Source organism: Streptomyces sp. RPA4-2 (assembly GCF_012273515.2).
Lineage (GTDB): Bacteria > Actinomycetota > Actinomycetes > Streptomycetales > Streptomycetaceae > Streptomyces > Streptomyces kaempferi.
The window spans coordinates 3,616,656-3,636,904 of record NZ_CP050975.2 but is presented as its reverse complement, the minus strand read 5'-3'; the positions used below and the strand labels follow the sequence as shown (position 1 = coordinate 3,636,904).

The window sequence follows — 20,249 nt, the reverse complement described above, 5'->3', positions numbered from 1 at the left end:
GGTACGGGCCGTACGAGGCGCTGGGCGGGGGTCCCGCGAGACCAGCGGCCCGCTGCGGCGGAGGCGGGTCGCCCCGGGCCGCTGTTGGCCACAACCCGCCGTATGCCTACGCTCTGGCCATGCACACCGTTGCCGTACTGGCGCTCGACCAGGTCATCCCGTTCGACCTCTCCGCCCCGATCGACGCCTTCGGGCGGGCGCGCCTGCCGGACGGCCGGGCGGCCTACCGGATCCGGGTCTGTTCGGTCGAGGCGGGCCAGGAGGTCGGCGCGGGCCCGTTCACGCTGCGCGCCCCCTACGGCCTGGAGGCGCTGGCCGAGGCGGACACGATCATCCTGCCCGGGACCGAGAACCCCACCGCCCCGCTCCCGCCGGGGGTGGCCGAGGCGCTGCGCGCGGCCGCCGCGAACGGCACCCGGATCGCCTCGATCTGTGTCGGAGCCTTCGTCCTCGCCGCCACCGGCCTGCTGGACGGGCTGCGCGCGACCACCCACTGGATCGCGGCCGGGGACCTGGCGGCCCTGCACCCCGCCGTGACGGTCGACCCGAACGTGCTCTACGTCGACAACGGCCAGTTCCTCACCTCGGCGGGCGCGGCCGCGGCCCTCGACATGTGCCTGCACATGATCCGCCGGGACCATGGCTCGGCCGTCGCGGCGCACGCGGCCCGGCTGTCGGTGATGCCGCTCGAACGGGAGGGCGGCCAGGCCCAGTTCATCGTCCACGCCCAGCCACCGGCACCGGCCGGCGCGACCATGGAACCGCTGCTCGGCTGGCTGGAGGAGAACGCGGACCGGGACCTGACCCTGGAGGACATCGCCGTCCGGGCCGGCACGAGCACCCGCACCCTCAACCGCCGCTTCCGGGAACAGACCGGCACCACACCACTGCAGTGGGTGCACCGTGCCCGGGTCCGCCGTGCCCAGTACCTCCTGGAGACGACCACGTACCCGGTCGAACGCATCGCGACCCAGGCGGGCTTCGGTTCCCCGACGGCGTTCCGCGAACGCTTCAAAAGGGTGGTGGGGACGAGCCCGTACGCGTACCGGCGGGCGTTTCAGGGGGCGGAGGAGCGGGTCTCCTGACGCGGAGGCGCGGTCGCGCTGCGCGCCGCCCTCCGTGCTCTGCGCTCGGTGCGGTGCTCGGTGCAGTGCTCAGGCACGCCGGTCGGCCACGGCCCAGGAGGCGAGGGCGACGGCCCCGGCGACCCCGAACACCGCGGGCCAGGCGCCCACCTTCTTGGCCAGCGGGTGCGACCCGGCGAAGGCGGCGACGTACGCGACGGTCAGCGCCCCGGCGGCCTTCCCGCCGGCCTGCCGCCGCCACTGCCGCGCGGCCGCGGCCCCCGCGGCGGCCAGCACGACCCCGCCGAGCTGCCGCTTCTTCGTCCACCTGGCCACGCCGTACCCACCGACAAGCCCACCGGCGGCCACCACCGCGGCCGGAACCTTCGCCATTGCTGCCTCCTGCGCCTACCTGTGCCTTCTGAACAAACCGAGGCTAACGCGCCGGTGCCAGTTCAGAGCACGGCTGGATATGGGGGGGGAGGAGCGACTCGGTGCCTGGGGCCTTGCGGCGCCACGTCGACGGGCCCGCCTGAACGCCAGTGGTGGTGCGAGGCGGGTGCACCACGCTGGCCAGCCGGGGGTCAGAGCAGCCCCATGCCTGGAGTTCCGTTCCATAGGGAGTGACTAGGAGACCGTTGCCAAATGCCGTCTCGCAGAGCGGCAGCCGCTATGAACGTCGCCCACGCCTCTGCGGCCACCGGAAGCTGTGGGCCTTCCGGGTGCTTCGAGTCCCGTATGCACACGCCGGACGGTACGAACGCGGCTTCCACGCACTCAGTTGTGTTGCCTCCGCTGTATGACGACTTGAACCAGGCCAGGTCGGGACCGGAGGAAGAGGACACGGGCATTCATAGCTCCTTGCGCATGCGGTGGATCAGAGACGAGGAAGCCTCCATGTCCAACGCTTGTGCGCGGAGATACTCGAAGGCAAGCCGGTATCGCTCCAGTTCTTCCTCCTTCTCCAGGAAGAGCGACCCCGTGTGGAAGTCGACGTACACGACATCAAGGGCGGCCTCCGTGCCGCCGAGGATCACGAAGCTCCCGAGAGCCGCGGAGTGAGCACCCTTCGAGAACGGCAGCACCTGCAAAGTGATGTGAGGGGAATCGTTCGCTTCGAGCAGGCGGTCCAGCTGGCTCGCCATGATCTCTGGTGAGCCGACGACCCGGTGGATCACGGACTCGTCGAGGATGGCCCATAGGTGTGGGGGAGCCGGGCGAGTCAGGATCTCCTGCCGCTTCATGCGGATGTCCACTAGCCTCGGGCTTTCACGAGGTGGGCTGTCCAAGAGTTGATCAGAAACACGGAAAGTGCCCTTGACCTGCAACGATGGGACTTGCTGAGGGTCCTGTTGGCTGCAAGGAAAAGAGCACTTTCCAGGTGAGAGAGCCTATCTCGTCGTACCCACGTGTCCGTGTCCAGGCAGACGGTCGGCAGGTGCTCTCGCAGGCCGGTGCGGTCCTGCTGCTGGAGACGGTCCGCAAGACGGGCCTTGACCAGGCGATATCCGCAGCTCTGGCTCCGTGGCGCAAACCGCGGGCCGTCCACGATCCCGGCAAGATCCTCCTGGACGTCGCCCTGGCGGTCGCACTGGGCGGGGACTGCCTCGCGGACGTCTCCATGCTGCGGTGTGAGCCGGCCGTCTTCGGCCCGGTCGCCTCGGACCCGACCGTCTCCCGCCTGATCGACACCCTCGCCGCATCCGGCGACAAAGCCCTGCAGGCCGTCCGGTCCGCACGCTCCGAAGTCCGTCATCGTGCCTGGTCGTTGGCCGGCGAGAACGCCCCGGACGCCGACGGCCAGGTCACTGTCGACCTCGATGGCGTCCTCGTGATCGCCCACTCCGACAAGCAGGACGCGGCCGCGACCTGGAAGAAGACCTACGGCCATCACCCGCTGACGGCTTTCGTCGACCACGGACCGGGCGGAACCGGTGAACCCGTCGCCGCCCTCCTCCGACCGGGAAACGCGGGCTCCAACACCGCCGCCGACCACATCACCACCGCCCAACTCGCCCTGGCCCAACTGCCCAAGCACTACCGGCGAGGACGGCAGACGCTGATCCGCACGGACTCCGTAAGCGGCACCCACGACTTCGTGTCCTGGCTCGCGAAGCGGGGCCGATGGCTGTCCTACTCGGTCGGCATGACGGTCACCGAAGCGATCCACGAACACGTGCTGAAGGTCCCCGCCTCGGCCTGGACCCCGGCCGTCGAGGCCGACGGTGAGGCCCGGGACGGGGCCTGGGTCGCCGAGCTCACCGGCAAGCTCCTGGACGACTGGCCCAAGGGCATGCGGCTCATCGTCCGCAAGGAACGGCCCCATCCCGGCGCCCAGTTGAGGATCACGGACGCGGACGGCATGCGGATCACGTGCTTCGCGACCAACACCACCGGCCGGCCGATCGCCGAGCTCGAGCTGCGTCACCGGCTCCGGGCACGGGCCGAGGACCGGATCCGGGCCGCCCGGGCCACCGGCCTGCGCAACCTGCCCCTGCACGACACCGCCCAGAACCGGGTCTGGATGGAGATCGTCCAGATCGCGCTCGACCTGCTGGCCTGGATGCCCATGCTCGCGCTGACCGGCCGGGCGAGGCTCTGGGAACCGCGTCGATTGCGGTTCCGCCTGTTCTCCGCAGCCGGCCAGCTCGTCACCACCGGTCGGCGCAGGATTCTCCGCCTCGCCCGGCACTGGCCCTGGACCGGCGAGATCACCGCCGCCCTTGAACGGCTCGCGCTCCTGCCTGACCCCGGCTGACTGGCAACCCATCGTCCCTGCGGCAGCATCACCCGCCCGGGCAGTGGAACCCGGCGCCCACCCGACGCGACAGCCGGGCCACCGGCCTGCCCGGCATCAGCTCCGGAAAGCAAAAGGGTCCGCCGACTCCGTCGGCGGACCCTCAAGAAAGATCGAGGCTAGCCGTTCGATCTCCGCCGGCTCCAGCCGCACTTCGTTGGCTTGCTGGAGAGCGGTGCTGTAACCGCGGGTCTGCAAGAGCCCTGGCACGTAGACACAGGAGAAGTGATCCTCCCGTACGGCCTCGTCCTCAAGCGTGAGCAGAAGGTTCATGCTCTCCGGAATCGAGTCGGCAAAGGAACTCCACCAGCCCTGCTGCCTGGCGTTCTTGGCGATCGCGACAACGGCTCTGCGCTCGGCGTCAGTTGTCGCGTACTCGCGGCACAACGCGTCAATGACGAGCCACTTGACCGGCCCCGCCTGGGTCTCGTACCGGCTCACCGTTGCCTTGGAAACGCCGACGAGCTGCCCGGCTTCCTCAAGGGTCAGCCCTTTGCGGGCGCGCAACTTGCGCATCAACGCGCCGAGTTGACGGCGGCGGGTTGTGGTCCGTTCGGACATGAGGCTCCTTCGCCATGAGCAGGGCAGCCAGCCCGCAGATCCTCAACAGGCTAGGCAGCTGAGAAGCAGCCCCACCATCAGATTCACTCGATCGATTCCCATGAGAAGTTACACAGCGAGAATTCTCCGTGCCATGCTCATTCGGAGATCGCTACGCAGTGCAGTCGTGCAGATACGGCAGCCGCAGCATCTGCGTGGCCTGGGAGGGAGGAGCCGGCCATGCCCGGCTACGAAGTCATCGAACCGCGACTCCGCTGTGTGCTGCCCTTCGAGGCACTCCCGGCGGAAGTGAGTCTGCTCCGGAGAGCCGCCGTGAAGCAGCTGAACCGGTGGGGGGTGCCTGTGGCTGCGGATGAAGCAGCTTTGCTGGTTACGGAGTTGGCGACGAATGTCGTCAAACATGTGGGCGAGGGGGTATCGGCGACCTTGATCCTTGAATGGAGGGCTGAGCGGCTCCGGCTTGAAGTCCACGACAAGAGCCGGTCGGTGCCGTCACTCAAAGCGGCCGTCTGCGACGAAGAGTGTGGCCGCGGGCTGCACCTGCTTACGGCGCTGGCAGTGGACTGGGGCACTCTCCTGACCGTGGCGGGTAAGGCGGTCTGGTGCGAGATCGCGATGAGCTCCGGCCAGGCGTACCGACGCATCGAGCGTGCCGTCGAGGCGCTTGAGAGCTATCAGAGGCCCTCCCGTGGCGCTCCGCCTCGGGGGAGCGGGCGGGACATTGGTCTCGAGGAGTCAGCGGTGGAGCTGATCGCGGATCTGCTGCACTGGACTGCCGCTCGCGGACTCGACCCGGACGACGTCCTCGAGCGTGCTCAGATGCATTACGAAGCTGAAGCGGATGCGGCCTAATGGGGCAGCGCTTGAACGGGCTTGTGCATCTGCCTCCGGAGGGCGGCCGGGGTACGCCAGGATTCTCCGCGGAAACTCCTGCGGCACATGCGGTGGCAGTTCGCGCGCAGGAGGGCCAGATCTGCTATCTGGGTCTCGGTCACCCCCGAATATGGAGAGGCAGGCTGTGGTGGACTTCGATGTAGCCGTCTCCGAGTCCGCCGTAGGCGGCGGAGAGCACCTCGTCGGTGCGTTCTGTGACGTCGGCCACCACCTCGCGGGTCAGCCGCCGCCCTTCGAGGTGGCTCCGTGGGACCCGGCATGGACTGTCACGATGTCGCCGGTCTCGCGGCTAACGTTGCCAGAGGAGCGGAACTTCGGATCTGCCGCCGTGGCATCGTGCAATGGGAGCTTCCTGAGGATCTTGGACAGGCTCCGCACCCGCTTGTCGGCTGGCTGCAGCTCACGCCAGCCGTTCTCGGCAACGAGCATGCAGGCCAGCAACAGCCCGTCACGCGGCCAGTTGATTCTCGCCACAGCGGTATCGTACGAGCATTCGAAATAGCCGTGCTGTTGGGGACCAAGGCGTCCCAGGGGATGCCGCACACTGGTGTATGCCGCCGTGCCGAGTCGCAATGTCAGTGGGTCGTGTCACCCTCTGTGATGGCTGCTGTGTGAGGCGTCACTGGAATTCGTGCAAGAGGAGAGGTCATGACCGAGACTGACCGGGGCTACACGTCGATCGAGATCTGTGCTGGCGCTGGCGGACAGGCGATCGGACTGCACTTGGCCGGTTTCAGGCATCTTGCCCTCGTCGAGATCGACAAGTATGCGGCGGCGACCCTGCGTGAAAACATCGAGGTGCACCCGAAGTGGGAATGGGAGCGCGGCAACTGCGATGTTCTCTGCAAAGACGTACTTGAGTTCGACCCCGGGCGTGACCTGAAGAAGAGTGCTGGCCTTTATCGGCGGGGAGAGGTTGACCTGCTCGCCGGCGGCGTTCCGTGCCCGCCTTTCTCTCACGCTGGTAAGCAGCTTGGCGAGGACGATGAGCGTGATCTCTTCCCGCGCATCCTGGAGCTGGCCGAACTCATCCGCCCCCGGGCCGTGATGATCGAGAACGTCCGTGGCCTCATGGACGCCAAGTTCGACGACTACAGGTCACGGATCCAGGCCAGCCTTGAGGGCATGGAGCCCGATGGCGACGGGCTGTCCGGCTATGAGGTTGTGGGGTGGGAGGTCTACAAGGCGGAGGAGTTCGGGGTTCCGCAGCTCCGGCCCCGTTCCATCCTCGTCGCCTTCCGGAAGGACGTGCTCAAGGACCTGAAGTACGAAGCCCCCACGCCCAGTGCCGAGAGGGTCAACGTCTTCGATGCGCTTGAGGAAACGATGGAAGAGCGCATCAAGCCGTTTAGGGGAGGGCCTCGGGAGGCTCAAGCGGACCGGGTGTTCGAAAAATGGATGGATGCGGCAAAAAAGGGCGTGGCTCCCACGCTTGTGGGCGGTTCTAAGAAGCACGGGGGCGCCGATCTTGGCCCCAGCCGGGCTAAGAAGGCATGGGGAGTGCTGGGGGTCTCGGGCATGGGCGTGGCCAACGCGCCAGTGAACGGTGAGGAGACCGGCACTGAGAATCGCGATCTGTTCGGTACCGAAGGCCCCATGCTCACGGTTCGCCAGGCCGCGATCATTCAGGGGTTTCCGACGTATTGGGAATTCACGGGAGGCAAGACGGCCCAGTACCGGCAGGTCGGGAACGCGTTTCCGCCGCCTGTCGCGCAGGCTGTCGGTGAGTCGATCATCGAGGTACTCAAGGCTGACCGCAAGCGTGGTACCAGTCAGTGAATGAGGGTGGCTGAGGAAAGTGGGCGCGCCGGGGCGGCCTCACACGTCAGCCACCCTTCATGGGAACCGGCTGTCCAAGTGCGCGAGGAGGGCATGGATGTCATCGGCGTCCATGCCCAGGCCCGTGGTCTCCTCCTCTTGGAGATCGCCGAGCTGGCGCACCGCAGGGTCGTCGAGCACGCTGCCCAGAAAATGCAGCTTCTTTTCGAGACGCATGGCGACGATTTCATCGATCGTGCCCCGGGCCGCCAGGACGGTCACGCGTGTCTCGGTGCCTGGAGGCAGCCCCAGCCGGTGAATGCGGTCAAGGCTCTGGAGGAATCGGCCAGCCATGAAGTCGCGGTCCACGTATACGGCGTCATGACAGACCTGGTGAAGGCTGATGCCTTCACCAAGGGTCGCGGGATTGGAGATCAGGACCATGCATGACGGGTCCTCACGGAAGCGGCTGAGCTCAGCTACCCGGTCCTGGTTCGGGGTGGCACCGTAAATGGAAGCCGGGGCATGCGGTGCCAGTAGGTCCTCTAGGGTTTTCTGACTTCGGATGAACCCAGTCCAGACCAGTGTCTTGCGACCGGCCCGCGCGTTCCTTGCGACGATTCGAACGGTTTCCGCGTACTTGGGTGAGAGCTCATGCTGAGGAAGCCGCTGGAGCAGCGTATGCAATGAGTCGCTATCCGAGACGTCAAGCGCTGGCAGCTGAAAGACAAGCGGGCCGTACCGGTTGTCGCTCGGAGCCAGCAAAGCCGGGCTGATGGCAGCCATCAGTACGCGCATTGCTGCCTTGCCGAGAGAAGCCAGGTCACCTCGGCGAGTGGACGGGTCCCCCTTGAGTGCGTCGTACAACTCACGGTGCAGCGGGGGAAGTTCGACGTAGCGGACTAGGGGTTCAAATGGAGGAAGGCCCAGCTCCTTCTTCGTTGTCCGAGTGAACAGCGGACGCAGAGCCTGGCTCGCGTAAGCGAGATCACCACCGCTGACAGCTTCGACGACGAGCTGCTTGCCCCGTCCTGGCCATACGAATGAGAGCAGGCTTTCCAAATCACGGGCGCCGTTGGGAGCTGGCGTCCCGGTGAGAATGAGACGCCGTCGAGCCAGCGGCCCAAGAGACAGACAGGCAGCACCGTATGCGCCGCGGGCTCCGAGTTTCATGCGGTGCGCTTCGTCGAGCACCAACATCGCCGGTGTCGTGCGCAGCCACTCTGCAAGACGGCTGACGGAGCCGGACAGCCTCTCGTAGTTGACCAGGACGACTTCAGCTTCGGGGCCGAGGGATCCGTTGTCCATCACGGAAGTCGGCAGGGGTTCCTTGAAGCAGGCGTTCCCCTCGAATTGCCAGGATTCGTATGCTGATTTGGGACAGACGACGAGAAGACGCCGGACTTCGCCTCGCTCACGGAGGGCGCTGAACACTGCCAGTGCCGTGCGAGTCTTGCCGGCCCCTGGAACACTGAAGTTCGCACCGTGGCCCAGGGACAACAGCTCCCCGGTATCCCGGAGCTGGAATGAAGTGAGGTCTGCCTGCCACCCTGTGCCTAGCAGGGTAGGGACGTCCTCTGGCGCGAGCGGCGCCTGCCGGCCGTCGGCAGGCGGTGAGCTGAGCCGGGCTTGCACGGTTTCGGAGTCGTCGAGAACACCCGTGACGAGACTGGCCAGCTCAGGTTCCCACTCGACATCCGCGTGGGGCCAGTCCGCCAGCTCACCAATGGAGGACAGGAAACTGTCCAGATCGGCCTCGGACGTCAGTGGGCCCCGTTGGCCACCCGGAGTCACCCGCGTGGCCAGCATTCCGAAGTCTCCTTCCAGCCCTGGGCGCGCGCGGAGTACCGCACGCGTGCGCGTGACGTTGAAGGTGATGCGGAGAGAGGGAAGACCAGAGTGGGTCATCGCTGGATTCCCAGGGCTTCACGCAGCCACGACAGGCCCTCGCCCGGGAGTTGGATGCTCTTTGAGGCCTCGGCTGACACCTTGGTCAGTGCCTGCCTGAGCGCGACCAGCGTGTCGTCGAATGCACCCTCGTCCAGGCTGTTGTTGCCTCGCGCTAGTACCAGGTCAGTGGCGCACTGCTGAAGTTCCTCAACTGCTGCATTGACACGGTCGGGGGCCGCTAGCCGCTTCTTCCGGTCGCGGATCGCCTTGTGAGCGGAATGGATCGACTCCTCGAAGGCGCCTTTCAGTACGGACACAGAACGGTTGGCTTCAGTGAGCTCTTCAACGGTTGCTGTGGTCGCGGACTTCTGTGTCGCTTTTGCCCTGAGGAGCATGTCAGTGAGGGCGCGGGCAACGGCCGTTTCGGAACTTGGTGCCGGTAGGGAACGATTAAGGCCAGGGATGGAGACGGCCTTCGGCGGCTCCGGGACCGCGGTGTGGGGACCTTCGGGCAAGCGGCGTTCCAGGTGTTTTTCCCGGAAGTCGGTGCGGATGCTGCGGATGTCGGTCTTGGCGAAATCGAGGGCAATGGCTGCCAGCCGGTATTCAAGAAGGGTGTCGGCCTTCTGTTTATCTTTGGCTTTCTCCTTGATGTACGTCCGGTACAGCTCGGCGAAGCTCTCCTTAGCGTCCTCGAAGTCCATGAGGCGCAGTTTGATCCGGCCGTGCTCGCTGCGCTTGACCAGGTCGCGCAACTGCCCGAGAACCCATGTATCCCGGTCCAGTGCCGGCGTTGACGTGTGAAACAGCTTGGCGATGGCGGCTAGGGGCAGTCCGAGGCGGATCTGCTCCTCAATGGCCATCAGTTGGTTGATGTAGGAGTACTCGCGCCGTCGGTCCGGCCTGAGCTGCAAGGATAGTTCGACTGAACGGATATCGTCCCAGGTACAGCTGGCCGGCAGCACACCCACGCGGATGGATTGGACACCCAGTTCCTTCAGAGCGGCTCGGCGGGTGTTGCCGTTGACGAGAACACCTTCACGGGAGATGAGTCCCGGCTCGTTCTGGCGGTGTTCGCGAAGGCTCTCCTGCAGCTTGTCGAAGTCCGGGTCGCGCTGGTGCGGGTCAGACGGCGTTGCTGTCAGCAGGTGATGCAGATAGCTCTGACCTGCGTCCGACCAGGGATCTTTCGTCAGTTCCTCTTCCTGCACCGGGTCATAAGCACGTTGCGCACTGATCCTGTGCGTTGCGGGGTTGTAGGAGAGCTGGTCGACCGGCATGTCGATGACTTCGACGTGGATAGGGCGGCCCCGGAACTCCACCCGGAGTGTTTCGGGTACTGCGTCGCCGGTGCGCGCGTCCTGGAGCCGCTGTTCGACCAGGGTGCGGTTCTCATCCGCGAGCGGGGGGACGCCGAAGTCCGTCGGCATTGGTACCTCTCATAGCTGGAGTGAGCTGTGGGGACTGATGGGTGGCCCGAGGCCGGCAAGGGACCCGAAGAGGCCTAGTTCAGGCCGTCACGGAAGGCTTCGCGTGCCTCAACCGGCAGTGCGCGGTACTTCGCCCAGATGTCTTCGACAGAGCTGAACGCCCGGGCGTCCCGCTTGAGCCAGGTCTTCAGGATGTCGAGTTCGAATGAGGGCAGCGACGTGGCCTCGGAGAGCAACGCCGAAACGTCGTACGTGGCACCGATGCCGCCGACACGGCAGCGGTTGCACTCGACGACGTACTGGAGTGCCTTCGTACCGTCCGGCAACAGCACTTCGCGCTTGGCCACGTCGAGCTGAGCTGTGACCTCCGAGTCGGCGTAGGCGTCTCCGGGGGTAGCACCACACGAACTGCACTTGTGGTTGTAGATGGCCAGCAGCTCGCGGCGTTGGTTCACCGTTATCGCGCTCTTGGGCCGGGTCCCGCGGCCGGGCTCCCAGACGGGCTCGCCGCGCTGCACATAGCGCTGTTCGTTGGCGTCGAGGTCGATGTCCTCGCGCTTGGTGTCGATCTTCCATCCGAAATCGCGGAGATCTCGCATGCGGCGGTCGATCTGTGCCACATCTGGAAAGGCTTCGCGGAGCTCCGCCTTGGTAAAGACGTTCTCTTCACCGACCACTTGGACGAGCCAGAGTGCAGCGCGCTTCATCGTGCCCAGTTTGCTGTCCTGCCATGAAGGCAAGGCCGTGCTCATCTGCCACCTCGCAGAGCCTGAGTGGGCCAGCCCGACTGCATGTCAGGACGGTTGATGCCTGACGGTGGCCCGTTGGACACAACAGAACTCCATGTCTGCCCGAAACGGAAGTGATGGAGTGTCCAGATGAGTATCCGGACATAGATGAGGCGCCTGTTGGGGATGGGTGGCGGGACACTGTTGTCAAAGACTGTTGTCTTCCGTGCGGTGAGGACAGAAGGAGCTGGCGTGCCGCGACCGGGTCGCTTCAGGGAACTGGATCCGGAAATTCCGGATGAGAGAAGGGCCCTCGCCGGGGCCTTGCGCGGTCTGATGGCTGTGGTCGGACTGTCGCTGAGGCAGACGCATGAGGCCCTGGAGAAGCGCAATTGTGGCTGTGACGCTTCAGCGAGTGCACTCTCCGATCTGCTCAATGCACGTATACGCAGGCCTAAGCGGGCGGTGGTCCGCGCGCTCTACGACCTGGCGGAAGCCGTCGCGCGGGCGAAGGAGACCTCTATGCCGGTCGCCTGGGCCGAAGTTGAGGGCCTATGGCGGAAGGCGTGTGAACCGCCGGCGCCTCTGTGCGTGAGCTGCCAGGCGCTTGTGTTGCCGGTCCCCTCAGTAGAGGGGGACCGGCAACACGGGCGAGGGCATTGGCCCACGGCAGTGGCCCTGCTGGACATGAAACAAACCAGAAGGGCCGAGGATATCGCCGGCATCCTGCGGCATGTCGGCTTGGCGGGTGACCCAGCAGAAGTGGCTCATGCGGTAGCCGCGTGCAGGGCGCGCGGGCTGCGTTCCGAGGCCGACGTGATCCTCCGGTATGTGCAGACCGGGCGTGATGGGCGGCAACTGGCGGAGATTGCCTATGAGTTTATGAAGATCGAGGACAACGCCATGGCCCGGCGAGTGCTCAAGATGTCCCTTGCTCAGTAGGGATGTCCGGCGTGCTGCCGGGCGAAGCGTGACGTCTGGATGTCACTGCGTGACAGATCATCTCGCTGCATTCTTCCGCTGATTCGTGCTCCCAGAAGCGCAAGACGAGCCAGCCAGCTGCCTGTAGGCGCTCATCCGTATCGCGGTCGCGGGCCATATTCCGGGCCACTTTGTCGGACCAGTAGCCAGGGTTGGTCTTCGGGGGGACGTAATGGTCAGGGCAGCCGTGCCAGTAGCAGCCGTCGATGAAGACGGCCACCTTCGCCGGCCGAAAGACCATGTCGGCGGTGCGGCGAAGGTCGGGGAGCGGGCGGGTTGCTACTCGGTACCGCAGGCCCTGAGCGTGTACTAGCCGACGGACAAGGCGCTCCGGAGTGGTGTCCCGGCTTCGGATCGCCTGCATGTTGCGGCGGCGTGCGGCGGACGATGCCCATGAGCCCTCGGGCGGCACCCAGGGGGTCTGTGACGGATCTGGTTCTGGGGTGGGAGCAGTCATCTGAGGTGAATTACCAGCCGGACAGAGTTGGCGGCAGTGTTCCATAGGGGAGAAGGCGGCCCTGTTCGATGATCTCGCTGAGATCGTCCCTTTGCTGGCGGCTGCCAACGGCAGCTACCGCGGCCTTCAGAGCGTCGAAGGCGATGTGATAGATGGCGTCGGCTTCTCCCGTTCCCCGCGCGATTGAGGCGATGCGGCTGGGCATGGGCTCCGCGGTCACCACCACCAGATGGGGGAGCCGGCCACGTCGATGCCTGATCATCTGCAGGAATTCGTGGCGCACATTTTGTACGCGATCTGACCTTATTGTCCACTTGCATGATACTGCCGCATGCAGGCGCGGGCGGGTCGTGGCCTCCGCTGTGGGACGCGTGACCCCTACGGTGACATCGGGCTTGATGAGGTAATCGCGACCCAGATCAACACGGAGGGTGGCGTTCTTGCGTACGGCCTCGGCAACTCTGTCCAAGTGCTCGTACTGCGTGAAGTCGGCCACGGTCTTCTTGTGGTCAACGTGCCACACCCGTTCGGGAGACAGGTCAGGCAGCACGGCTCCCAGGTGATCGCAGACGGCGTGTTCCAGTGCGGGGCCAAGGCTGTCGGGGGTGCCGGGAAGTACGACATCGGACTCCACCCCCAATGCCTCAAGAACATGCCTCGCGAGCAGCTTTGACGTATTGCTGTCGGAGTCCGCGCTGTTTGGGACGAGATTCCCGGTCTTCTCCAGCCTTTTCCACCCGAGAAGGCCCGTGGCGAACGGTGCGTTCATCGTCAGTCCTGTCCGGTGTGCGAAGGCAGGGCCGGGGCGGCCTCAACCGGGTCGTCTGGCTGGGCCAGGACCCATGGGTTCCCGCCTAGAGAGACTTGTAGGGCCTTCCCGTGATGAGGTCTTGCGGTGACCACCCGGGCGCTGACGAATTCGCCTTCCTCCGGGAGGGGGAGACCGAGTCGGCCGGCGATCACTCGATGGCTGGCGGAGTCACCCATGATGAGGATGCCTTCTGCCCTCAGTGCTGACCGACTGCCGCTGTTGCCGCGGACCCGCTTCATGTAGTCCTTCTGCTGGGCAACCGTGCGCACCACGTTGCGGCCGATGCGTCGTTTCTGGACGCGCCGGAAGAGTTCGTTCAAGCGGCGCTGGCCCGAGTTCGATGTGAAGACCGCCTCACGGTCCGCAGCATCCATGTGGAGGAGCACGTTCTCGGGGAGGTCCTCGTCGCGCCACAACCACCGAATCTTGTCCCGGTGGTCCGCCTTGATCGTGAGCTTGAGATCACGGTTGTTTCCGGTGTTCAGCCACTCATTGCGTATACGGACGAGGCCGATACTCCAGACGGACTTGTAGTCATTCGCCCAGGCCAGGAGGCAGAGGCGGTCCACCGCTTCCGGTGGAATCATCCAGCCGCCGAACTGCTGGGAGTACTTGCAGTCCACGTCGACGCCGGCGATCTGGTAGTCCATAGCGTCGCCGTCCGCGAACTTGAACTCACGCTGCAAGTTGATCTCTACCAGCGTTCCCGCGTGAGTCTTCTCGGTCTTGAAGAGCGTCTTCCAGTCGTAGCGTCCGGTCACCTCGCCGTTGAGCAGCTGGTCGATGGTCTCACGAAGGACCCTGGAGAACCGGCAGCCCGTAGGGTCGAGTGCCTTGATGTGCTCGTAGACCTTGTCGAGTTCTGGGTCCGCCCCGGCCGCCGCATGCTGCAGGGCCACCGACGCGGCGGCCCTGATGTCGGCCTCTTCGAAAGGAAGCATGCTCTCCTCATCGGTGGGTCATTCGGTACGCACAGAGCCAAGGCGTCTTAGATCGCGTTGACGATAACCGCGTCCGGCCGAGTGGAGTCCCTGGTCTGGAAGCGTACGAGTCGCTGCTTCGTGTCGAGGGCCGCTTTCGGCGGAATCACGGTGAACGCCATGATGACCCGGTCACTTGTCGCGGTACCCGTTGCGGCCACGGCCTTCACCTCATCGTCATGGGAGGCTTCGACAACGGGATACAGGAGGACTACGCCTCGGGTCGATCCGAGTGCGGGGGAACTGCCTCCAGCGGAGACTGAGCCCGACTGGTCAATCAACTGCTGTGCAAACAGGCGATGTTCCAGGCCCGAGATGCGGCCGAAGGACGCCTTTCCGGACTGGCGGCTCCGGCGGAACAGAGAGAAGGGACCTTGGCCCAGCACGGACGCCTCGATCCGATTGCGCGGTGTCCGCTGCGGAACGATGACCAGCCAGTCGTCGACCTTGGACAGGCGTCCGTCGAGTTGCGACAGGTAGGCCAGGTGCGGGGCGAGCACGTTGCCGTCCTCCCATTCCAGGGAGCTGAGGATGGAAAGCAGCTGAGTGTGCGATACCACCGTGGTACCTGCCTGGAAGCTGCGAGACAGTGGTGAAGTGGTATCCGGCAGCAGACGGCATGTCGTTGGAGTGCCGCTGACTGCCGCGAGGACGGGCTTCCAGCGCTCAGTGTTCCGCGCTGTCATCTTGGCGTCCTGCGGGTACGCCGCCGGCTCGATCGGCGTGCCCGGCGACCGTACCTCCACCAGCTCCGCGTTGAACATCTTGTTCCGGGCCGACGGCTTCACCCACGGCAGGTGCTGGGCCACCAGCGGCGGGATCTGGGCAGGGGTGACCTGGGGTCGGCCGTCCACCAGGGGTGCGTAACGGGCCAGCTCGGCGCGGAAGAGTTCCTCGTCGCGGCAGATCGCCTCGAAGGCCTCGTACAGGTCGACCGTCTTGGCGTTGCGGCCGCGGCCCAGAGACTCCTCACGGCCGATGTAGAGGCGCACGAGGTCGCGATAGCCGGGCCGGAAGCCGAACCAGCGGCCCATCTGCATCAGGGTGTCGGCCTGCTGCGTCGTGCGGCGGTAGTACGTGATCGTCAGGCCCGCGACAGTGAACCCCCGGGACAGCTTCGTGCCGCCGACGAGGATCTTCCAGACGTTCGGGGTGCGGTCGAAGTCGAGGTGGGGCTGGGCGTAGTCGCGTTCGCTCTCGCCGTTGACGACTATGACGGGGGTACCGCCCCTGTTGATGAGTCGGCGGGCATCACTGACGTGCGGCTTGAGGTCCGCGTACGTCGGGGGAGTGGGCAGGGAGCTGTCCGCGTAGGTGTGGAAGTCCTTGTCGAAGAGGGACGCCAGACGAGCGTGGCCCTCCGGGCCCGTGTACGCGGCGTTGTCCCACAGGGTGTTGATGCGCAGAGCGAGTGCGGCGTGCTCGGCCATGCGTACCGATTCGTGCACGAGCATGGTGTGGTGCCGGAACTCGTCGGAAGGGACGCCCTGGGCTTCGCGGTAGAGCTTCAGAGCGCCTGTGAGCATGAAGGCGTCCAGGGCCTCCTGGAGCCGGTCGCCCGTGGAGTCGTAGATGCCTCGGACGTGCCGCCGCTCCGCCTCGCCCTCGCCCTCGCCGTCGTCGACGGGGTCCAGGTCATGGAAGTCCTGGACCCCCATGTAACCGGTCGGGCGGGGCAGGGAGATGAGGAAGTCGCGCGGGAAGAGGTCCTCCTCGTCGCCCGGGTCGATGAACACGTTGGCGAAGGGAGTCGCGGTGTAGCCGACGTACTGGGCGCGGGGCAGCAGCGTGAGGAGCTTGCTGATCTGGCCGTTGATCGCGGTGCGGGTGACCTTGCCGTCCTCCCACTTCTTCGGGTCCGTCGTGTTCACCGAAGCCTGGTCGGACTCGTCGTCGATGATCAGGGCCGGTATCTCGCCGAGGATCGGACCCATTTTCTTGAGGTCCTTGACCAGCTTCTCCAGCACCGACTTGTTCTTCTTCACGACCATGACGCGTGCGCGGGCCACGTGCAGGTTCGCCGGGTCGTGCAGGGGACGGGTACGGTCCGGCTTGTCGAACTCCAGCGCGCTGATGCCGCGTTCCAGGGACATGTAGTCGTGGTCGCGAGAGGTCAGACGCTCGATGTCGAAGGCGCCGAGCACGGAGGGGCGGGCACCGAACGAGACGAACTTCGCGGGCCAGTCCTCGTCGTCCTGGTAGTCGATGCCGACCAGGGCATCGGCGTCGTTCGGGTCGGCGGCGCCCAGGATGTTCTCCTGGCCGATCAGTTCCATGTCGAGACGTCGCTGGGTCTGGCCGCGCAACAGGTTCAGGGTGCCGCCGAGGACGATCACCAGACGGTAGCCCGCGTCGATCGCCTTGGCCGTGACACCGGTGAAGTTGGCGGTCTTGCCGGACTGCACGTAGCCGACGACCAGCCCGCGCGCGCCGTAGGGGTCGTCACGGGTGGGGTCGGCGAGCCGCTCCACGACCGCGTGCGCGGCCTCGTCCAGACCGGAGACGGCCGCGTCGTTCCAGCCCTTGCGCCGCAGCAGACGCTCGTACGACGCCCAGTAGAAGGAGCGGTTCGCCGCCGTCTCCCGGGTGTACCAGGGCTGGAACTCACGGCTGATGGTGACAGGACCGGGTTCCGTGTGGACAGGAACGACGGCGTCGAACGCCTTGCGCAGATCCGCATCCAACGCGAGCTTCCCGTAGACCTCGGCGCGACGCTCCGGGGTTCGGGGTGCGGTGGCCGACCACATGGGGGACTGTTCGAAGTCCCATGCGATGAGCTTGCGGCGCCAGAGGTCGAGCAGCTCGTCGCCGGGGACCGCGGCCAGGATGCGATCGTGGAAGCCGGTCACGTACGTGTCCGCAGGTTCGTCGGTGTCGGCGAGCACGAAGGCGAGCTTGGCGAAGTGCCTGGGGCCGCGCCGGCTCATCGCGTCGAGGACCTCGCCGTGGAGGTCGGTGAGGCGGTCGGGAGCGGGCGTGTTCTCGGCGGTCACGGCGGCTGGGTGGCCTCTCTGATATGCGGGGAGATGTGGGGCGGGGAGGTGGACTAACCGTCGGTGCGGGCGAGTTCGGCTCGTACCGCGGTGACGAGGACGCTGTTCCACAGGGCGACCTTGTCGGTCTGGTTGGCCCAGACCCGCTCCTTCTGGAAGATCTCGTTGAGCATCAGATAGAGCAGGCTCTTGAGGACCGGGGCGTCGTTGGAGCCCCCGCGCCTGCCGCAGTTGAAGACGTGCCGGTAGTCCTTGTTGAGGACGACCAGGCGCTCCTTGTGGTCGATGGTGAAGAGGAGTTCGGCGGAGTCGGCGCCGGGCGGCACGTCGAGCCTGGCCCAGGTGAAGGTGATGGGGTCGTCGCCCTCCAGCTGGGGCAGTTCGTCCCGCAGCGTCCGCTTCAGCTTCGGGTCGATGCCTTTGCCGGGCGGGATGACGGCCGTGCGCTTGACCTCGGTGCGTCGCTTGGCGGCCTCGCGATAGGTCGTCTCGGCCTCACGGATGTATTCGGTGAAGGTGTGGCCAGTGGTGGGGGTTACTGCCCTTTCCAGGCCCCGGGCGAACGCGGGGGTGACCTGGACACCGTCCTTCTTGACGGTCAGGGAGAACACGTCGTTGGGCTCGGGCGGCAGATCCACGGCGATCCTGGCGAGGGCGAGGTGGCCCTCCGGGCTGCGTGTGTCGTTCCAGCCGCCGGCCTGGACGAGCCGGTCGTTGCGGTAGAGGTAGAAGCCCTGGCGCTCGGCGAGCGGGCCGATGCCTCGGTAGGCGACCAGCGGGGACTTGGGCGGCCATATGTGCGCGGTGAGAGCGACGTCGCCGGCGCCCTCGACGGGCGCGACGTACGTACGGGGATAGCCCGGGCGGCCCGGGACCCGGTAGCCGAAGGGGTCGATGTGCTCCACGCTCCGGTGGTCGAGTTCCTCCCGGGTATGGACGTCCTCGACGACGATGTCTATGTGGAAGCCGTCGCGGGCGAGGAAGCGGTGGAGGAAGAGACCGAGGTGGGTCTCGAGCCGTTCGATCGCGTCATTGAGGTAGCGGTCGGTCTGGCCCGTGGTGATGGTCTCGAACGCGCGGACCTCGTCCCAGCGCACGATCGTGCCGTGCCAGTCGATGATCCCGTCGTAGCGGTCGACCAGGCTCTGGCAGTACGCCGCATCGACGATGTCGCAGGTGAAGTCGGCCTGCGCGCGAGTGGTGAGCCAGCGACGGCCGGCCGACGGGCTGCGCTTGGTCCGGCTGATCACGGTGAGCGCATCGGCGTGCGACAGAGAGGCGGCCTTCAGTCCGGCACCGAAGTGCCCGAGGGACCCGGCTGCGTACTTCTCGCGCCCGCCGACGGTCATCGCCGTGTCCAGGCTCGCCTCGTCCATGCCATGGCCGTCGTCGATGACGAGCAGGCCCACGAGGCGATCCCGTCCGCCGTGTTCACCTGTGTCGCGCAGGAAGCTCACGACGACGTTGTGGGCTCCCGCGTCGATCGAGTTGTCGATCAGGTCGGCGACGGCCGCCTCGAAGCCGTAGCCCTGGTGCGTGAGCGATTCGAACGACCTGGCAGCCGGGGGGAGCCGCTTGCTTCCGCTGGTGGGTACGTCGAACTGCCAGTCCGAAGACGGCTGGTAGGGCGGCATACGGGTTCCTCGCGGGCAGAGCCGTGCCCGGAATGTGTGCGGGCAGGTCAGTTCAGCTGGTCACATGTGACGTTAGCGTGCGCGAGTTGTGAAGGAACAGTGGGATCGGAAGAAATGTGCTCGATGCCCCTGGACGTGTTCCAGGGGCGGACCTCGACAGGCGGGACGTCGCTGGCCTCAAGCGCCCGGGGTGCCGTGACACTCCCCATACCCCCGCCCCGACCCGCACCAGCAGACAACCCCCCGCTGAGGCGGCCAGGACGTTGCGCGGCCTCGGGCCGCCAGGGTCGTCGCGTACTGGGGGAGCAGCGTCGTGTCGGACGGGGACGACGCCTCCGAGGCGGAGAAGGCCTCGTAGGACGGGACCGTGCCGGTGACGATGCCCAGGTTGGGGGTGCCGGAGGCGGACAGTTCGCGCAGGGACGCCTCTATCGTCGCCAGGTGTTCCTCGTGGGACGGGTACTCCGTGGCGAGGGAGGGATACGCGGCCAGGAGTTCCGCCAGTTCGTCGGCGGGCCAGTGCAGGACCGCGACCGGGAACGGGCGGGAGAGGGCCTCCCGGTGGGCGCCCAGTTCGGCGCGGAGGCGGCTGATCTCCGCCTGGAGCTCCGCGGGGTTCTCCGAGCCGAGTGACCACACCCGCTTGGGGTCGTGGAGTTCGTCGAGGGAGACGGGGGACGAGTGGAGGGTGTCGGCGAGGGCGTCCCAGTCGTCGTGGGCGACGCCCAGCATGCGGCGGACGCGGTGGCGGCCGAAGAGGATGGGGCGGGTGGCGTACGGGGGGTCCGTCACGTCCGTCAGGAGCAGCGTCGCGCCCTCCGTGAACGTCTCCTGCGCCGCCTCCAGCTCGTCGTGCGACTCCAGTGCCTCCGCCACGATCACCCAGGGCGCGGGGTCGCGCGGGGACGCGGCGCGTACTCCGTCGATGATCGCGCGCGCTTCCGCCTCGTGGCCGTACTCCCACAGGTTCGACGCCTTCAGGGCGCGGACCAGGTGGGGGCGCTCCAGGGGCGTCGAGGACGACAGGAGGCGGTCGTAGAGTGCGCTGGCGCCGGGGCGGTCGCCGGCCAGTTCGAGGTGGGCCGCGGCCTGCAGGAGCAGGTGTTCGGCGTCCTCGGGGTAGAGGCCGGCGGTCCGCTCCAGGCGTGCGGCTTCGGCGGTGTGGTCGACGTTCTCGGCAGGCGTGTCGGGGCGCATGGGTGACACCGTACTGCCGTCGCCTTACGAAATGGAGAGATCCGCTGGCCAGAGGGTGAGCGCGGGCGGCCGAT

At 66.4% G+C, this 20,249-nt stretch carries 17 protein-coding genes and 2 pseudogenes; 5 read left to right on the top strand and 14 right to left on the bottom strand.

Annotated features, from left to right (window positions below):
• Positions 1 to 119: 119 nt before the first annotated feature.
• Entirely contained in the window at positions 120 to 1,085 is a 966-nt protein-coding gene (locus tag HEP85_RS15770) for a GlxA family transcriptional regulator (RefSeq protein WP_168528318.1), read from the top strand.
• A 69-nt stretch (positions 1,086 to 1,154) separates the two neighbouring features.
• On the opposite strand, the gene HEP85_RS15765 is transcribed toward HEP85_RS15770, so the two are convergent.
• The 3 genes and pseudogenes from HEP85_RS15765 to HEP85_RS15755 form a co-directional block, all read right to left on the bottom strand.
• Positions 1,155 to 1,457 (bottom strand): hypothetical protein, encoded by a 303-nt coding sequence (locus tag HEP85_RS15765; RefSeq protein ID WP_369657730.1) that lies wholly within the window; start codon positions 1,455 to 1,457, stop codon positions 1,155 to 1,157.
• A 191-nt stretch (positions 1,458 to 1,648) separates the two neighbouring features.
• Positions 1,649 to 1,915, bottom strand: coding sequence for a DUF397 domain-containing protein (locus HEP85_RS15760; protein ID WP_168528316.1), 267 nt, complete (start codon positions 1,913 to 1,915; stop codon positions 1,649 to 1,651).
• Positions 1,916 to 2,338, bottom strand: a pseudogene (locus HEP85_RS15755) (DUF5753 domain-containing protein); the annotation flags it as partial.
• A 107-nt stretch (positions 2,339 to 2,445) separates the two neighbouring features.
• On the opposite strand from HEP85_RS15755, the gene HEP85_RS15750 reads away from it, so the two are divergent.
• On the top strand, positions 2,446 to 3,822 hold the full coding sequence (locus HEP85_RS15750; RefSeq protein WP_369657729.1) for an IS1380 family transposase: 1,377 nt from the start codon (positions 2,446 to 2,448) through the stop codon (positions 3,820 to 3,822).
• A gap of 159 nt (positions 3,823 to 3,981) precedes the next feature.
• Here HEP85_RS15750 and HEP85_RS15745 read toward each other — a convergent pair.
• A pseudogene (locus tag HEP85_RS15745) lies at positions 3,982 to 4,422 on the bottom strand (Scr1 family TA system antitoxin-like transcriptional regulator); the annotation flags it as partial.
• Positions 4,423 to 4,641: 219 nt separating this feature from the next.
• Here HEP85_RS15745 and HEP85_RS15740 point away from each other — a divergent pair.
• Positions 4,642 to 5,274, top strand: coding sequence for an ATP-binding protein (locus HEP85_RS15740; protein ID WP_168528314.1), 633 nt, complete (start codon positions 4,642 to 4,644; stop codon positions 5,272 to 5,274).
• 261 nt (positions 5,275 to 5,535) lie between these two features.
• Here the strand turns inward: HEP85_RS15740 and HEP85_RS15735 are convergent, their stop codons facing one another.
• On the bottom strand, positions 5,536 to 5,790 hold the full coding sequence (locus HEP85_RS15735; RefSeq protein WP_248001947.1) for a hypothetical protein: 255 nt from the start codon (positions 5,788 to 5,790) through the stop codon (positions 5,536 to 5,538).
• Positions 5,791 to 5,964: 174 nt separating this feature from the next.
• Between HEP85_RS15735 and HEP85_RS15730 the strand changes: the two genes are divergently transcribed.
• Complete coding sequence (locus HEP85_RS15730) at positions 5,965 to 7,095, top strand: DNA cytosine methyltransferase (RefSeq protein ID WP_168528313.1); 1,131 nt, start codon at positions 5,965 to 5,967, stop codon at positions 7,093 to 7,095.
• Between the two features lie 57 nt (positions 7,096 to 7,152).
• Here the strand turns inward: HEP85_RS15730 and HEP85_RS15725 are convergent, their stop codons facing one another.
• From HEP85_RS15725 to HEP85_RS15715, 3 genes are all read right to left on the bottom strand, one after another.
• Positions 7,153 to 8,982 (bottom strand): DEAD/DEAH box helicase, encoded by a 1,830-nt coding sequence (locus HEP85_RS15725; RefSeq protein ID WP_168528312.1) that lies wholly within the window; start codon positions 8,980 to 8,982, stop codon positions 7,153 to 7,155.
• On the bottom strand, positions 8,979 to 10,394 hold the full coding sequence (locus HEP85_RS15720) for a ParB/RepB/Spo0J family partition protein (RefSeq protein ID WP_168528311.1): 1,416 nt from the start codon (positions 10,392 to 10,394) through the stop codon (positions 8,979 to 8,981). The genes HEP85_RS15725 and HEP85_RS15720 overlap by 4 nt, the downstream gene beginning before the upstream one ends.
• A gap of 74 nt (positions 10,395 to 10,468) precedes the next feature.
• A complete protein-coding gene (locus tag HEP85_RS15715) occupies positions 10,469 to 11,146 on the bottom strand; it encodes a hypothetical protein (RefSeq protein WP_168528310.1) in 678 nt (225 codons plus the stop codon).
• Between the two features lie 648 nt (positions 11,147 to 11,794).
• On the opposite strand from HEP85_RS15715, the gene HEP85_RS15710 reads away from it, so the two are divergent.
• On the top strand, positions 11,795 to 12,064 hold the full coding sequence (locus HEP85_RS15710; RefSeq protein ID WP_168528309.1) for a hypothetical protein: 270 nt from the start codon (positions 11,795 to 11,797) through the stop codon (positions 12,062 to 12,064).
• Here the strand turns inward: HEP85_RS15710 and HEP85_RS15705 are convergent.
• The 6 genes from HEP85_RS15705 to HEP85_RS15680 form a co-directional block, all read right to left on the bottom strand.
• A complete protein-coding gene (locus HEP85_RS15705) occupies positions 12,042 to 12,560 on the bottom strand; it encodes a very short patch repair endonuclease (protein WP_168528308.1) in 519 nt (172 codons plus the stop codon). The two genes, HEP85_RS15710 and HEP85_RS15705, sit on opposite strands and share 23 nt — an antisense overlap.
• Before the next feature lie 10 nt (positions 12,561 to 12,570).
• Positions 12,571 to 13,329 carry an NgoMIV family type II restriction endonuclease gene (locus HEP85_RS15700; RefSeq protein ID WP_168528307.1) on the bottom strand — a complete coding sequence of 253 codons (759 nt, stop codon included), beginning with the start codon at positions 13,327 to 13,329 and terminating at the stop codon, positions 12,571 to 12,573.
• Positions 13,330 to 13,331: 2 nt separating this feature from the next.
• The gene (locus HEP85_RS15695) at positions 13,332 to 14,312 is read right to left on the bottom strand and encodes a NaeI family type II restriction endonuclease (RefSeq protein WP_168528306.1); all 981 of its coding nucleotides are present in this window, start codon (positions 14,310 to 14,312) and stop codon (positions 13,332 to 13,334) included.
• Between the two features lie 47 nt (positions 14,313 to 14,359).
• A complete protein-coding gene (locus HEP85_RS15690; protein WP_168533667.1) occupies positions 14,360 to 17,278 on the bottom strand; it encodes a Z1 domain-containing protein in 2,919 nt (972 codons plus the stop codon).
• Between the two features lie 119 nt (positions 17,279 to 17,397).
• On the bottom strand, positions 17,398 to 18,978 hold the full coding sequence (locus HEP85_RS15685) for an ATP-binding protein (RefSeq protein ID WP_168528305.1): 1,581 nt from the start codon (positions 18,976 to 18,978) through the stop codon (positions 17,398 to 17,400).
• Between the two features lie 177 nt (positions 18,979 to 19,155).
• The gene (locus tag HEP85_RS15680; RefSeq protein WP_168528304.1) at positions 19,156 to 20,175 is read right to left on the bottom strand and encodes an SEC-C domain-containing protein; all 1,020 of its coding nucleotides are present in this window, start codon (positions 20,173 to 20,175) and stop codon (positions 19,156 to 19,158) included.
• Positions 20,176 to 20,249 lie beyond the last annotated feature (74 nt).

Coding starts and splice junctions, on each gene's coding strand:
- HEP85_RS15770 (WP_168528318.1), top strand. CDS start 120: ATGCACACCGTTGCCGTACTGGCGCTCGACCAGGTCATCCCGTTCGAC.
- HEP85_RS15765 (WP_369657730.1), bottom strand. CDS start 1,457: ATGGCGAAGGTTCCGGCCGCGGTGGTGGCCGCCGGTGGGCTTGTCGGT.
- HEP85_RS15760 (WP_168528316.1), bottom strand. CDS start 1,915: ATGCCCGTGTCCTCTTCCTCCGGTCCCGACCTGGCCTGGTTCAAGTCG.
- HEP85_RS15740 (WP_168528314.1), top strand. CDS start 4,642: ATGCCCGGCTACGAAGTCATCGAACCGCGACTCCGCTGTGTGCTGCCC.
- HEP85_RS15730 (WP_168528313.1), top strand. CDS start 5,965: ATGACCGAGACTGACCGGGGCTACACGTCGATCGAGATCTGTGCTGGC.
- HEP85_RS15725 (WP_168528312.1), bottom strand. CDS start 8,982: ATGACCCACTCTGGTCTTCCCTCTCTCCGCATCACCTTCAACGTCACG.
- HEP85_RS15720 (WP_168528311.1), bottom strand. CDS start 10,394: ATGCCGACGGACTTCGGCGTCCCCCCGCTCGCGGATGAGAACCGCACC.
- HEP85_RS15715 (WP_168528310.1), bottom strand. CDS start 11,146: ATGAGCACGGCCTTGCCTTCATGGCAGGACAGCAAACTGGGCACGATG.
- HEP85_RS15705 (WP_168528308.1), bottom strand. CDS start 12,560: ATGACTGCTCCCACCCCAGAACCAGATCCGTCACAGACCCCCTGGGTG.
- HEP85_RS15700 (WP_168528307.1), bottom strand. CDS start 13,329: ATGAACGCACCGTTCGCCACGGGCCTTCTCGGGTGGAAAAGGCTGGAG.
- HEP85_RS15695 (WP_168528306.1), bottom strand. CDS start 14,312: ATGCTTCCTTTCGAAGAGGCCGACATCAGGGCCGCCGCGTCGGTGGCC.
- HEP85_RS15690 (WP_168533667.1), bottom strand. CDS start 17,278: ATGAGCCGGCGCGGCCCCAGGCACTTCGCCAAGCTCGCCTTCGTGCTC.
- HEP85_RS15685 (WP_168528305.1), bottom strand. CDS start 18,978: ATGCCGCCCTACCAGCCGTCTTCGGACTGGCAGTTCGACGTACCCACC.
- HEP85_RS15680 (WP_168528304.1), bottom strand. CDS start 20,175: ATGCGCCCCGACACGCCTGCCGAGAACGTCGACCACACCGCCGAAGCC.